This window comes from Nocardia sp. NPDC059691 (genome assembly GCF_042733915.1).
Lineage (GTDB): Bacteria > Actinomycetota > Actinomycetes > Mycobacteriales > Mycobacteriaceae > Nocardia > Nocardia sichangensis.
This window is the reverse complement of the sequence record NZ_JBHWFB010000011.1, coordinates 257243-269769: the sequence shown is the minus strand read 5'-3', so window position 1 is coordinate 269769 and position 12527 is coordinate 257243. Positions and strand designations below refer to the sequence as shown.

The 12527-nt window shown below is 66.5% G+C and carries 15 protein-coding genes and 2 pseudogenes; 10 read left to right on the top strand and 7 right to left on the bottom strand.

All coding sequences use genetic code 11. From position 1 onward, the window contains the following. Positions 1-117 precede the first annotated feature (117 nt). From ACFV2O_RS24685 to ACFV2O_RS24670, 4 genes are read left to right on the top strand one after another with little or no spacing between them, the layout of a single operon-like run. Positions 118-1968 carry an SCO2524 family protein gene (locus ACFV2O_RS24685; RefSeq protein ID WP_355075144.1) on the top strand — a complete coding sequence of 617 codons (1851 nt, stop codon included), beginning with the start codon at positions 118-120 and terminating at the stop codon, positions 1966-1968. A gap of 10 nt (positions 1969-1978) precedes the next feature. Further along, on the top strand, positions 1979-2893 hold the full coding sequence (locus ACFV2O_RS24680) for an SCO2523 family variant P-loop protein (RefSeq protein WP_355075146.1): 915 nt from the start codon (positions 1979-1981) through the stop codon (positions 2891-2893). Continuing rightward, a complete protein-coding gene (locus ACFV2O_RS24675) occupies positions 2894-3904 on the top strand; it encodes an SCO2522 family protein (RefSeq protein WP_355075148.1) in 1011 nt (336 codons plus the stop codon). Position 3905: 1 nt separating this feature from the next. Then, positions 3906-4877, top strand: a complete 972-nt coding sequence (locus ACFV2O_RS24670) for an SCO2521 family protein (protein WP_379253830.1) — start codon at positions 3906-3908, stop codon at positions 4875-4877. A gap of 12 nt (positions 4878-4889) precedes the next feature. Here the strand turns inward: ACFV2O_RS24670 and ACFV2O_RS24665 are convergent, their stop codons facing one another. From ACFV2O_RS24665 to ACFV2O_RS24645, 5 genes and pseudogenes are all read right to left on the bottom strand, one after another. After that, complete coding sequence (locus tag ACFV2O_RS24665; RefSeq protein ID WP_379253829.1) at positions 4890-5711, bottom strand: hypothetical protein; 822 nt, start codon at positions 5709-5711, stop codon at positions 4890-4892. A 1-nt stretch (position 5712) separates the two neighbouring features. Then, entirely contained in the window at positions 5713-6189 is a 477-nt protein-coding gene (locus ACFV2O_RS24660; protein WP_355075154.1) for a GNAT family N-acetyltransferase, read from the bottom strand. Positions 6190-6380: 191 nt separating this feature from the next. Then, positions 6381-6519, bottom strand: a pseudogene (locus ACFV2O_RS24655) (3-hydroxyacyl-CoA dehydrogenase); the annotation flags it as partial. Further along, on the bottom strand, positions 6520-6663 hold the full coding sequence (locus ACFV2O_RS24650) for a hypothetical protein (protein WP_379253828.1): 144 nt from the start codon (positions 6661-6663) through the stop codon (positions 6520-6522). A gap of 43 nt (positions 6664-6706) precedes the next feature. Next, positions 6707-7360 (bottom strand): TetR/AcrR family transcriptional regulator, encoded by a 654-nt coding sequence (locus ACFV2O_RS24645; RefSeq protein ID WP_379253827.1) that lies wholly within the window; start codon positions 7358-7360, stop codon positions 6707-6709. A gap of 238 nt (positions 7361-7598) precedes the next feature. Between ACFV2O_RS24645 and ACFV2O_RS24640 the strand changes: the two are divergent. After that, a pseudogene (locus ACFV2O_RS24640) lies at positions 7599-7804 on the top strand (enoyl-CoA hydratase-related protein); the annotation flags it as partial. A 62-nt stretch (positions 7805-7866) separates the two neighbouring features. Here ACFV2O_RS24640 and ACFV2O_RS24635 read toward each other — a convergent pair. Further along, on the bottom strand, positions 7867-8376 hold the full coding sequence (locus ACFV2O_RS24635) for a threonyl-tRNA synthetase editing domain-containing protein (RefSeq protein WP_379253826.1): 510 nt from the start codon (positions 8374-8376) through the stop codon (positions 7867-7869). Positions 8377-8936: 560 nt separating this feature from the next. Between ACFV2O_RS24635 and ACFV2O_RS24630 the strand changes: the two genes are divergently transcribed. From ACFV2O_RS24630 to ACFV2O_RS24610, 5 genes are all read left to right on the top strand, one after another. Continuing rightward, complete coding sequence (locus ACFV2O_RS24630) at positions 8937-9230, top strand: WXG100 family type VII secretion target (protein ID WP_379253825.1); 294 nt, start codon at positions 8937-8939, stop codon at positions 9228-9230. Between the two features lie 33 nt (positions 9231-9263). Next, positions 9264-9584: a WXG100 family type VII secretion target gene (locus ACFV2O_RS24625; RefSeq protein WP_355075161.1), complete on the top strand. Its 321-nt coding sequence runs from the start codon at positions 9264-9266 to the stop codon at positions 9582-9584. Beyond that, the gene (locus ACFV2O_RS24620; protein WP_379253824.1) at positions 9581-11095 is read left to right on the top strand and encodes a hypothetical protein; all 1515 of its coding nucleotides are present in this window, start codon (positions 9581-9583) and stop codon (positions 11093-11095) included. The genes ACFV2O_RS24625 and ACFV2O_RS24620 overlap by 4 nt, the downstream gene beginning before the upstream one ends. An 18-nt stretch (positions 11096-11113) precedes the next feature. Further along, positions 11114-11371, top strand: coding sequence for a hypothetical protein (locus ACFV2O_RS24615; RefSeq protein ID WP_364432179.1), 258 nt, complete (start codon positions 11114-11116; stop codon positions 11369-11371). 262 nt (positions 11372-11633) lie between these two features. Continuing rightward, a complete protein-coding gene (locus ACFV2O_RS24610) occupies positions 11634-12020 on the top strand; it encodes an HIT family protein (RefSeq protein ID WP_379253823.1) in 387 nt (128 codons plus the stop codon). A 71-nt stretch (positions 12021-12091) separates the two neighbouring features. Here the strand turns inward: ACFV2O_RS24610 and ACFV2O_RS24605 are convergent, their stop codons facing one another. After that, on the bottom strand, positions 12092-12406 hold the full coding sequence (locus ACFV2O_RS24605) for a hypothetical protein (protein ID WP_379253822.1): 315 nt from the start codon (positions 12404-12406) through the stop codon (positions 12092-12094). Positions 12407-12527 lie beyond the last annotated feature (121 nt).

The following is a 12527-nucleotide window of genomic DNA, read 5'->3' as shown; positions in this document are numbered from 1 at the left end:
CTCGCGGCAACCGGCGGTCCTGCAAAGGGTGCTTGGCTAAGTGAACATTCGCGGGGCACACTCTAGGTAACGACGTCCGGCGCCGCCGGTCGAATGCGGGGGCGAGGTCCGAGAACGATGAGGATTCGGCCGAGGCAGCAGTTGCTCGAGCTGTGGCGAGCGGTGCTGGCCTACTCCTATCGGAACGGAACGTGGACGTGGGGCGGGCGCGACGGCGCCAACTCGATCAGCGACGCCGAACAACTGCTCTGCCTGCTGTATCCGGCTACCGAGATCGCGGCGTTCGCGCTGGACCAGCCGAACGACATGAGTCCCGACGTCCGGTCCGCTCTCGCCCCGTTCGGCGAGGAGACCCGCATCGGCGGCGTCCTGGTCGACTTGGTGGAGGACTATCTGCGCCGCTACACCGGACCCGACGGCGAACCGGTCTTCGCCAGCGGCTCCTACTTGCGCTCGGGCGACGACACTCCGCTCACCCCGGGTCAGCAGGCGGTGGAGGTCGTCGACTCGTACTCGATGTCGTTGAGTCTGTGCATCGCGGCGCTGCGATTCCTGCGCGGATTCATGCGCTTCGTCAGCGGTGAGGTCCGGCTGGAGGCTCGCCAGCTGCGCGAGCGGATCCCCATGGTGATCGAACAGGTCAGCGCGCGGCTCACCGCGGCGATGGCGGGCCTGGTCCGCAGTTTCGTCATCCACACACCGGAGCCGAAGACCGAATACGGCCAGTCGATCGTCTACATGCTCAATCAGTCCCGCACGCCGTCCGACGAGGTCATCGAACGGCTGTCGACACAGCTGGAACGCCTGCGGGTGCAGGCGGCCAACGAGGTCAGGCTCAGCCAGACCACCGAGATCGATATCGCCGACGACGGGCGGCTGTTCGAATGCGGATGGAGCTGGGGCATCGTGCGCAGCGCCGAACCCATCGACCTCGTGCCCGGCCGGGTCAGCAGCACGCCCGGGCACGCCGAATCCCGTCCCTACCTGTACTTCACGGCCGTCGCACTGGACGGCATCAGCGACCTGTCGTCGCAGCGCATCCGGGAACTCGATCTGCTGACCGACGAGCAGCGCACGCTCGCCGACGCGCTGCAGTTGCGTTTCGAGCTGACCCGCAACTACTGGTCGAGGGTCGCCCGCTTCGACAGTGGCCGCTGGCCGCTGGAGGACATCCCGTGGCGTACCTCCGACGGCGAGGAATCGGAGTACTTCAGTCTCGTGGTCGCCGCCGTACTCATCCAGGACCTGGTCTACCGGGAGAGCACCGAGGATCTGGCGCGCACGGTGTCGGTGCTCGACCAGCTGGCCCGCCGGGGGCGCATCACCAGCCGGTTCACGGTCGATGATCCGGCCGCGCCATTGCACTTCCCGGGTGTGCGACTGAACCTGGCCGGCAGCGAGGACGTCGCCGACGGATCCCGATTGATCTGGTACGTCCCGGATTTCGCGACCTTGCTGCTCAAACGCTGCCTGGATGCCGCACGCCTGCGCACCGACGTGGACACCCGGGATCGGTTGATGGAACTCGCCGAGGCGGCGATGGATCACCTCGACCGGCGGGTGCTGCGGAACGGCTCGGTGGTCGGTTTGTGGGATGACATCGGCAGGCTGGTCGGCACGGGCGACATACGGACGGAAGGGCCGTCCTGGTTCGTCACGGAGCGAATGATGGAGTGCTTGGTCATCGCGTACAGCACCTTCGAGCAACCGCCGCTGGCTCCGCAGGCGATGGTCGCCCGCGCGGTGGACCTGCTCAGCGAGGCCGAGCATCTGCTCAATCAGGAGGAACTGGAGGTCGAGGGCCAGGATCGCTCGCCGAAACAGGCGGCGATCAACCGGATCCGGCAGTCGCTGGACCGGGCCCGCCGTGTGCTGCGCGAACGTCCCGGCACCGCCTACAGCCTGGCCACCCAGGCGTTGGTCCAGCTCGACGAACTGGCCTACGCCCGCCGGGACGCGACACGGTAGGGGCGGCATCGTGCTGGTGTTCTCCACCTCCGACAAGGGCGGCACCGGACGGTCGGTGACCAGTTGCAACATCGCCTACCGGCTGTGCCGTTCCGGCCTCAACGTCGTCTACGCCGACTTCGACCTCGGCTCGCCCACGGCCGGTGCGCTGTTCGAGATCGGCGCGGCCGAACGCGGCGTGCCCAGCGGCGGCGTGCATTCCTACCTGCTCGGCGAGAGCGGAACCGTCGCCCGCGTCGACGTGGGCGCGGCGACCGATCGGCCGGAACTGCGCCGGATCGGCCCCAACTCGGGGCGGCTGGTGCTGCTGCCGGGAGACGAGGGCGGCGCCGAATTCCTCACCGACGACGACGCGGTGGTCGAGCGCTGCGCGGAACTACTGGTCGCGCTGGATCACGAGTTCCGGGTGGTGTTCGTGGATCTGAGCGCGGGCCGTTCCGCGGCGCTGCAGATCGTGTTGCAGGCGACCGCCTTACCGCAACTGCGCGGGCTGACTGCTCGATGGTTGATCTTCCACCGCTGGACGCGCCAGCACATCTTGGCCGCCGCCGGCCTGGTGTACGGCTCGCACGGATTGCTGAAGGCGGGAGCCGAGTGCGGCCACGACCCGGAGGAGTTGCTCGGGTCGGTGCGTTACGTGCGCACCGCGGTGCCCGACGCCAACTGGGACGGTGTCGCCCAGCGCCCGGCGCAGGCGGCGTGGCTGCAAGAGCAGGACACCGCGCTGCGGCGGCTGGCCACCGCCAAACGGCTCGGCACGACGGCGGTGCTCGGCTCAACCCCGATCGAGCCGGTGCTGCAACGGCGCGAGCAGCTCATACTCGACGCCGACGTCAACGCCCAGATCGCCAACGAGCAGACCGCGCAGGCCTATGCCGAGCTCGCTCGACGACTGGTCGACAACGCGACCTGGGAGAGGCTGTAGATGGGGGAAACACAGGGCTACAGCGAGGCCACCGAACAGCCGCGAATCGCTCAGGTCCCGTTGTCGCACTTGTCGATCGAGGTCGGGCATTTCTATCTCAACGACATCAGCTCCGACATCGAACGGGTCGGCGCGGAGTTCCGCCGCATCGTCCCGCTGGTATCTGCCTTCACCGAGTCGGCCAAGGTGCAATTCGGACCGAACGCCCGGGTCAGCACCTGCTACCTGATCGACGACTACTTCCAGCCCGACACCGACCCCGCCGCCATCCTCACCAAGCTGCTGGGCGCCGCGGACGAAGCCGGGTTGGTCATCGACTATCTGGCCCGGGAGTCCGCCTGCTGGCGGGCCTCGAGGTTCGTCGACGGTGTGGCGTTCGGTGAGCCGATTCCCGTGGCGGAGATGGTGGCCGCGCGCATCGTCGCCGAGCCCGCGCCGCCGAGCACCGGCCGCAGGCCGCCGACCGCGGAATCGGGCTGGCTGTGCAACGGGCGGCGGTCCTCCGAGGACGAACGCGGCCAGGCCATGCGGCAGCGGATCTATCAGCCGCCGGAGGAGTTCGGCCGCCGCGAGCATTCGATCTTCCTGGACGTGGAACTGTGGAGCAAGCACGTCGTCGACGGGGTGGCGGTCACGCGCTGGTCGTGCCCGTTCCTGGCCGCGGTCTGGCATCTGTTGCGGCTGGGCATGCTGCGCTACCACGGCGCCGCCGTGGTGGATCCGCAACCATGGCGCCGCGAGGATCTCGCGCCGCGTCGCTGGCACGACATTCCGCCGGTGGTGCGGCTCAATCCGTCCGCCGCGCCGTTCGCCGCCTACAAGACCTTGTCGATGCTGCCCAAGCGGTACATCGGCATCGAGCACGCGGTGCGGCTGGTGCTCGACCATCTCGATCTCGACGACGACGTGGTCGAACAGACCATCGTCCGTGGCGGCGGAGAGGTGCCACCGGTGCCGGTGCCGCGCGCGGTCAGCGAACGGCTCTCGCACCTGCTGCTCGACGGAGCCTGACATGGCCTCGACCACGCCTTTGGTCGTGCTCGGTGAAGTACGCACCTGCCTGCTGCCGTCGGCGACCGCGCTGACCGGACCCGAGGCCTGCGATCTGCTGGCGCTCATGCCGGGCTGCACGGTGCGTTGGCGGGAGCGGCCGGGCACGCTGGCGGTGTCGCCGACCACCGCGGTCGGCGTCGATTGCGATCTGGCCGTGGGCGAGCAGACCGCCCACATCGTCGGGACCGTGGCGACCAGCGCGGTCCTGTCCGGCGGCCGCGTGCTGCAGTCCAGCGCGCGCACCGAGGTGGTCCGCGCGGCCAACCGGCGCAGGCAGACGTGGTCGCACTACCTCAGCCGCAAGGGCGTGACCGAGGTCATCAGCCGCCTGCCCGAAAGAAGCGGCAGCGCCGAGGCTTTGGCCGAGGGCTATCTCACCGGTCCGGTCGGCGCCGAGACGCTGGACCTGGCTTCGATCAGCGAGCGGCTGCTGGCTCGCCTGCGCGCCGACACCAGGCTGGACCAGAAGCCGCCGGTGCGGACCGGCGCCACCCGGTTGCGCTGGGTTGCCTGGATCGGGGGCGGTGCGGGCCCCACCGCCAAGCTGCACCTGGACGACGCCACCGTGCGCACCGTCCGGATGCGGGTGCGCAACGAGGCCGATCTGCATGAGGCGCAGCGGTTCTGCGAGGACCTGGCCGCGCACGACTGGCTGCTGACCGTCGTCACCGACGCGCTGGCCGAGGCCGACCGCTTCCCCTCGCACAGTCGCGAACGCACCGACATCCTCGCCCCCGTGCTGGAGGATCTCACCGGACTGTGGATGCCGGGAGCGCACACTCCGGCATCGATGCGGACGTTGTGGCAGAAGTTGCAGACGGATCCCGGGTTGTCTCGCCAATGGAACGCCCTCGTCGCGCGGTTGCAGAACCGTATCGCCATCGCGACGCTGGACGCGCTGCGGCACAAGGCTTTCGACGCCGAATGGTAGCGCCGCGTCGCGCTACATCCGGAACCACTTGCGCACCAGCAGCGCGAAGAACACCGACATCGACACCGTGCCCATCCACGCTTCCACGGCGAACAACGGCCGGGCGATCGGGCGCAGATCCTCGGTGTCACCGGGGCCCAGGGGATTGATGAAGCTGGTCACGCAGGTATAGACGGTGGCGGCGGGCGAGGGATTGCCGTTCAGGGCCAAAGCGGCGACGGTGAACAGCACCAGCTGCACCGCGACCCAGCCGAGCAGCCAGAATGGCCGGTACCCGTAGCCGCACAGCACATACGACAGTTGTCCGGTCCACCGCCGCCAGCCCGGCGGCAGCGCGAGCGTGCGCGCCCGCGCCAAGCGCAGACCGCAGCGGTCCTGCGCTTCGTCGTCCTCGTTCATCCGGTACAGTGCGGCGCCTCTGCGATAGGCGAGGGCGGCGTGACCGGGCAGACGCGCCGCGGAGAGCTGAGCGCCCAACTGCTCGTACACCTCGGCCAGCATGGTGTTCTGCCGACTGCTCAGCCGCAATGGGCCGCGGAATTCGAGTTCCGCGGCCAGCAGCGCCGCCGGGATCGCGCTCGGCACCCGCCAGCCGGCCTCGTCGGGTATCGGTTGCCGTGCGGCGGCGTACAGATGCCGGAACACCAGGGAATCGGAGCGCCGCCGCGTGCTGGGCGGGTCGTAGTCGGCCAGAACAGCCTCGGCGTGCGCTGCGAACCGCTCCAGTTCGGTCTGCTCCGAGCGCTCACCCCGATCGAGTTCGGCGGTGTATTCGTCGGCGCGCCTTGTGATCCGGGTCGAGACGGATGCGACGAAGGGCGAGATCTCCCCCATGTCACGAGTCTAGCGGTCGGCCTTTCAGCCGGTATTCGAAAACGTCGCGGGGCTCGCCAGGGCCGAAATACCGGTCGTCGTGCTCGACGAACTCGAAGCCCGCTCGTTTGAAAAGGTTGCTCGCGTGCTGATTGTCCGGCCGCACGGTCAGGTACACCACTTCGGCTCCCACTTTCCGGCACGTCTGCAGTGTGCGGCTCAGCAGGCCGCGCCCGTACCCTCCACCCTGGTGCCTCTTGGCCACCGCGAAGGTGAACAGCAACGCCCGGCCCTTCTTCTCCAGGGTCAGCGCGTAACCGATCACCGTGCCGTCCACCTCCACGACCAGCCATTCGGATCCGTGCAGGTCGAACAGCTGGCGCAGCATCAGATACAGGTACGGCTCGGCGAACACCTCGGCCTCGATGGCCGCGATGTCGTCCAGATCGGCGAAGCAGGCCCGCCGGTATTCCGGCTGAGGCGCTTTGGCGATGTTCATCCGCTCCCTACTGCCAGGGCATAGGCCGTCCGATTCCAGCTTAAACGTCACTCACCGAGCGGGGTCAGTGTAGAACCAGCGAAATCGTTCCCCGGCGCGGCGGGCGGTCGGTGTCGCGTCCGCGCCGGACGACCCGGGCGATGCCGCGAGGCTGTCACGGAGGCAGTCGGGCTCGCTCGCCGCGCAGCGGGCTACTTCGGCGGGAAGCGCAAGGCGCCGTCGAGGCGGATGACTTCGCCGTTGAGGTAGTCGTTTTCGATGATGGCGGCGGGCCAGCTCGGCGTACTCCTCGGAACGGCCCATGCGCTCGAGGAACGGCACCTGCGGGCCTCAGTAGGCCTCCTCCGTGGGTGTCGACCGAGATGCGCAGGGCCCGAGCGATTCCGCTTCGGCGACGGTGGCGAGCACAGAGTCTTCGTCGGTGGCGTCGGTGTGCACGTAGCGGATTCCGAGTTCGGTCTCGAAGATCGGCATGCACCAAGTGTAAGTTAAACTCTCTATCGAGAGAATGGAGTTCTCAGTAGCGAGCGAAACCGTGGGCGCAGAAGTTCCATACTTCGGACGCGGTGATCGGATGCTGCGTCTCGTCGTCGGCCGCTCCCGCGGATTGCGCGGTGAACATGACGGTCTGCATGACCATGGCCGCCGTCCGGCGCGAATCGACCTCCGGGCGCAGTCGGCCCGCGTCCTTGGCCAGGTCCATCAGTTCGGTGAACAGCGCCAGCATCGGCGCGTGCGCGACCTTCACGTGATCAGGATGCGAGATCAGCAGCTGGGGTGCGAAATCGGTGAACAGTGGGCGTTGCGCCGACGGATCCGGCAGGCACAGCTCGAACAGCAGCTCGACGGCCACCTGGAGTTTGTCCAGCGGCTCGGTCTGGCCGTCGGCGGCGGCGCGCAGCTGGTCGGACGTGCGGCTCAGGGCGTCCTCGAAGAGGGCGAGCAGCAGTTCGTGTTTGCCGTCGAACTGCAGGTAGAAGCTGCGCAGGGACTGCCGTGAGCGGTCCACCACCTCCTGCACCGTGAAGTCCGTGCTGCCCTTCTCGGTGATGATCGCCTGAGCGGCGTCCAGGAACCGCTGCACGCGCTCCTCGGCGCGCAACTTCGCGGTGCGAAGGGAGCGCTCGACGGCGCGCTGCTTCCAGGCCGGTTTCTCGCTCGGGCTGGTCACGGGCGCCTCGGTCCTCGGTCATATGGAGAGAACATGAGTGCACTGTACGGGAGAACGGTGTGTCATCGGGTTCTCGAGTCGCCGTGTCCGCCCAGTTGTGAGACTATCCTTTCCTGATACGAGAATAATATTATCGCACCTGAGCGGCGGTGGGGAGGAGGCAGACCGCGGTGGTCCGTTCGGACCGCTCAGGTCGCCCTTCGGTGCGCCGTCGCCGCCGGACACGAGCTCGGCCGTCTTGTACTCCGAGGAGCTCGATTCGTACATTCGCTATGAGGCCGCCGACCGGATCGCCACCATTACTCTCGACCGCCCGGAGGCGGCCAACGCGCAGAACGGCGAACTGCTGGATCAACTCGACGCCGCCTGGGTGCGTGCCGCCGAGGACGACGAGGCGCGGTCATCGTGCTGCGCGGTGCGGGTAAGCAGTTCTCCCACGATCACCACCGGGATATGCCGTTGCGGGCGGCAGAAATGCGCTTCGCGCGCCCGCTACTTCCCGGCGGTCACGGGCTCGTCAACGCGCGGGACTCGGAGCTCGAGTGTTCAGCTCTCACGCCTTCGAGCCGGCCGCGATCGTTGCGGTCGGCATGAATCGGCGGGAAGCGGGTCATCCGTTGCTCCCACTCGCCGTCGCGTACTTCCATGCGCCAGGTCTTGTTCCAGCCGAATGGCATCATGTGCACGGCGAAGTCGTGATCGCGCAGGTGTTCGGCGATCCGGGCGAGCACGGTTCTCGCCGTCGTGGTGTCGCATTCGTGACCGGGCCGGGTGAGATGCGAGAAGCCATTGATGACGATCCAGGTAGTGTCGGTCTTGCGCGCGATACGGCGGATCGCTTTGGCTGCGGCACGGGCGAACGTCGAGTCTCCGCGCTCGACACCGATGAGAAGAAGCAGGCACTCGCCGAATTCGTGCGTCACTCCGGGTATGTCGGGCTCGAGCGGCATCGCGGCGGAACTGGGAGTGGTTACGGCATAGTTGAGTGTTCGACAACGTTGACTCAATATGTTCACGCCGAGTCCTCACCTGGAAACCATCTGATCACCAGCCAACCGTCATCGCCCTTGATGGCCGGCCGCGGTGTGAACTATAAAGGCCGACCATCGCCGCGGCGCCTTCCCTCGGTTGGAGGGCTTGGGCCACCACTCGGACTGAGGAGCCTGCCGTGGTGTCGACTACATCGAACACTCAGATCTACACCGGGCGTGTCGACAAGGTCGCTTACGCCGAGATCTGTGCCCCGTGCCGACATCGCACAGGTCGCCGCTGATCGACCTGAAGCCGTCGATGAGCCCATGGAGTGTTGCGAAATCGGGATGTTCTCGAGCACTCGCTCCTCGGCACTTGATTCGACCTGCGGATCCCGGAGCCGCCCCGGCGCGGTCCACCCGTCGTCGGGCGAGGCTCGCCCACCACTCTCGGATTTGGGTCACGGAAGATCCAGTGTGAGAGTTTGAGTTTTGGATGGAACCGAACGACTGTCCGGTGCGTCCAACCATTCGAAACCATCCTGTGGGGGGATGAGAGGGCATAGCAGTTGACGTACGACCCGTCTGCCACAACCACGTTCACCGTGGTTCCTGAAACCGTCTCCGGTGCGGGGCGCTATGTGCAACAGACCGCGCAGGCCCTCATCAGCGGGTTGCGTTCGGCCAGTGCCGAAGTCGACGGGCTCATGTCGAGCTGGCGCGGCGCGGCGGCCAGCGCATACGCGGGCGCCTGGGACGAGACCCATAGTGCCGCACTCGAGGTGTTCGAAGCGCTGGCCGACATGGCCGACTTGCTGGGCGTGGTGGTCGACCGCAGCGCGGCCGCCGATACGGAGGCCGCGAACCAGTACAGCTCGTTGAGCTTGCCCCCGATCTGACCGCGATCCAAACCGAAACCGCTGGGAGAACCCGTGACCGAGTATCGCGTCGATCTCGCGCACCTGGAATCCGTAACCGCCCGAATAGAGGGCTTGAACGGATTCGTGGCCGATTCCTTGGTCGAAATAGACGAACGCATAGCCGCTCTGAAAGGAACATGGAACGGTGAAGCCGCCGAAGCTCACGCCCTGGCTCACGCCGAGTGGACCACCGCCGCTGCGAAGATCCGTGACGGGCTCGCGAGGATGAAGTCCGCCGCCGCATCCGCTCGCAAAGAGTACGAAGCTGTCGTGGCGGCCAATCTGGCCATCCTCGGGCGTGGCGGTAGCGGTGGCGACGGGGCCCCGCGGTGACCGTGCTCGACGTGTCGGTGCCGGTCTACTACGACACCGCGCAGAAATTAGCCGATGCCGCGTCGCGATTCTGGATGTCCATCGATGACGAGTGGCCGAACATGGCCATGGCTACGAATATGGCGGGCTCGTATTCGGATGCGAAGAAGTGGGGCGAGTCCTACGACAATCGGGCCGCTGCCATTCTGAGCATGGTATCGAAAATCGCTACCGCCGCGCACGACTACGCCACGATATTGCAGACCCTCGGCTACAACCACGAGCTAGCCGAACACAATGCAACCATCGGTGAGGCAGCGCCACCACCCGCCCAGCCCCCGCCGTTCCTGCCTCCGGTGGTGGTGTGCCGAATCCCGTTGCCCTCGGCCGGCGGTCCCGGAAATGGTTTGGTCGATGAGGGCATCGGGCTCGCCGAGATGATCGGCATCATCGTGCCGGACGGCAACGCCACGACCATCTCCAATGCGGGCGATACGTGGGCGCGGACCGCGGCGGCCGAAGCGGTGGCATCTTTCCCGGCCGCGCTCGAGGCCGCGGCCGTGGCCTTCGATTCGCTCACCGCACCCGAAGTCGCGTTCATCGATGAAGACCTGCGCACGGTCAAGGCTTCCGCCGAATCGGTGATCACCGCGATGAACGATCTTGCCCAATCCTGCCGCGACCACCGTGTCGCGCTGGACGAGCTACGCGCCAACCTCAAGACCCAACTCGAGGCGATTCGGGATGCGCTGCTGACCGAGCTGGCCATCAACGCGGCGATCTCGATTGCCTCGAGCTGGATCACCTTCGGTGTCTCCGCGGCTGTCGGTGTTGCCGGTGCCGCTGCGATCTGTGCGCGGTATGCCCGGCCGATCCGGCTCATGATCGAGCAATGGCAGACCGAACGCAGGATCGCGGCCGGGGTGAAGCTGGATGAGGATATCGCCCGGCACGTGCGGGACCTCGAGGCTCTGCCAGGCGGGCGGCTGCCGGTCAAACCGGATCCGGTCGGACCGCCGAAAAAGGACCCGATCGAGCTACCCAAGATCGAACATCCCGAAGGCATTCCCAAGGTGGATCTACCGCGAGCGGATATCGACACGATCGGCCGCTACACCGGCAACAGCGCACCACTCAACACCGCGATCCGATCCGGCGAGCCACTGACACCCGCACAGATAGCCGAGCGCGACGCGATGAATGCCGCGTTGGACAAGTGCCCCGTCTACCAGGGGGCGGTGACCCGGCGCGTAGACATTTCCGCAGAAGACCTGGCACGGTACGAGCCCGGATCAACGATCATCGAAAAGCCGTTCACCTCGGGGTCCGCGACACCGGAGGCTGCGAAGGACCTGCCGGTGGAAATGCAAATATGGTCGGCAGACGGCCGCTACATCGGCCACCATTCCGGCGTCCCCGAAGAACTCGAAGTCGTATTCAAAACCAATACACCGTTCAAAATCGAAGACAGGTTTCCCGATCCGGAGACAGGGCGCATCATCATCCAAATGCGCGAACTGCCCCGGCCCTAGAAAGGACAAAGAAGGACGATGCCAGAAGAGGTCAACGGGAAGATTTTTTACGCACCCGGCGAATACCCGTATGAGGACAATATTTCAGACGAGGAACTGGCGAAGATCAAAGCGGGATTCGCGGCATTCAACGCACGCCGCGACGCCGTACCGGAAAACGAGCGAATCCACTTGCGCGACCGGTTCGGAGACGAAGACAAATTGGGCACCCCGCAGGAAGCCGAGTACCTGGCCGAAGTGGAGGAGCGCAAGAAGCGGGGCGAGTACTGGGGGTAACCACGCGGGTCGGGTCGGGGCGGATGCTCATCGGGCGAACTGTGAGCACCCGACGGCACGGTCTCTCCGGAGCGAATCAGTTGCTCGGATCAGATCCTGAGCCGGAGTGGGCGGGCGCTTGATTGCCGTACAAGAACTGGCTCTGACCAGGGTGATGCTCTTGCGATCTCTTCAGCGTGGGGCTCGCTGCCGCAGCAGCGGTACTGTGATCCGCATGCGGGGGTGCATGATCTGCGACAAACACCGTGGGAGCGGACCGCTGGTGAGCCCGGTGATCCATGCCGATGAGCTCGTGCTGGTGACCCACCGGCCTGCCCACGGCGAATGGGCGCGGCCGGGGTACCTGTTCGTCGAGCCTCGCCGCCACGTCGCGGCCCTCGACCTGCTCGACGACGCCGAGACAGTAGCGCTTGCCCGCTCTGTCCGCTCGTCGATCGGCGCCCTGCGCCGGGTCCTCGAACCGGGCCACGTCTTCACCTTCGTCGCCGGCCTGAGCGTGGCCCACGTCCACCAGCACGTCTTCACCCGCCCATCCGACACCGCACGAGATGTGCCGTGGCACAACGCCGATACCCCGGACGCACCTCGGATCCCCGCATCCGAACTCGACGCGCTGTGCGCCGAACTGGCGGCGGCGCTGCCAGGCTGAGGTAGATCAACTCGACCTTCGGTTCGCCAGACTGAACGGCTCACCGTTCTGCGGTCGGCGCTGATTGCGGCTCAGTTGCCGGGATGGGCGTCGCGGTCGTGGCTGGTGGGGTGGCCGTCCTTGTCGTACCACTGGCCGTTCGCATCGCGGGTCCAGCCTTCGAATTCGGTGCCGATCAAGCTGTCGACTCCCCAACGTTCCCCCAGGCCCAGCGAGGGGGGCTGTGCAGGTTCGGGCGGGGCATTGCGGCGTTTCTCCTCGAATGCGGCGAGTAGTTCGTCGGCGCGCGCGAGTTCTTCGTCAGAAGGGATCAAGCCTCGTGCTTCCGATTCCTCTCGACTGTAGAAAGTGAAGCGGCCGACTCTTTCTGACTCCGGTTCTGGCATGGTATGTCTCCTATGGTTCGACCAGTGTGATAATAGTGCGACCCGTTTTCGAAGAACTTCGGCGGGCGGCTCAGCGACTCGAGACCGATCCGCGGCAAGGTCGTTTCCGGCCTGACAATCC

Coding starts and splice junctions, on each gene's coding strand:
- ACFV2O_RS24685 (WP_355075144.1), top strand. CDS start 118: ATGAGGATTCGGCCGAGGCAGCAGTTGCTCGAGCTGTGGCGAGCGGTG.
- ACFV2O_RS24675 (WP_355075148.1), top strand. CDS start 2,894: ATGGGGGAAACACAGGGCTACAGCGAGGCCACCGAACAGCCGCGAATC.
- ACFV2O_RS24670 (WP_379253830.1), top strand. CDS start 3,906: ATGGCCTCGACCACGCCTTTGGTCGTGCTCGGTGAAGTACGCACCTGC.
- ACFV2O_RS24665 (WP_379253829.1), bottom strand. CDS start 5,711: ATGGGGGAGATCTCGCCCTTCGTCGCATCCGTCTCGACCCGGATCACA.
- ACFV2O_RS24660 (WP_355075154.1), bottom strand. CDS start 6,189: ATGAACATCGCCAAAGCGCCTCAGCCGGAATACCGGCGGGCCTGCTTC.
- ACFV2O_RS24650 (WP_379253828.1), bottom strand. CDS start 6,663: ATGCCGATCTTCGAGACCGAACTCGGAATCCGCTACGTGCACACCGAC.
- ACFV2O_RS24615 (WP_364432179.1), top strand. CDS start 11,114: ATGCCAGAAGAGGTCAACGGGAAGATTTTTTACGCACCCGGCGAATAC.
- ACFV2O_RS24605 (WP_379253822.1), bottom strand. CDS start 12,406: ATGCCAGAACCGGAGTCAGAAAGAGTCGGCCGCTTCACTTTCTACAGT.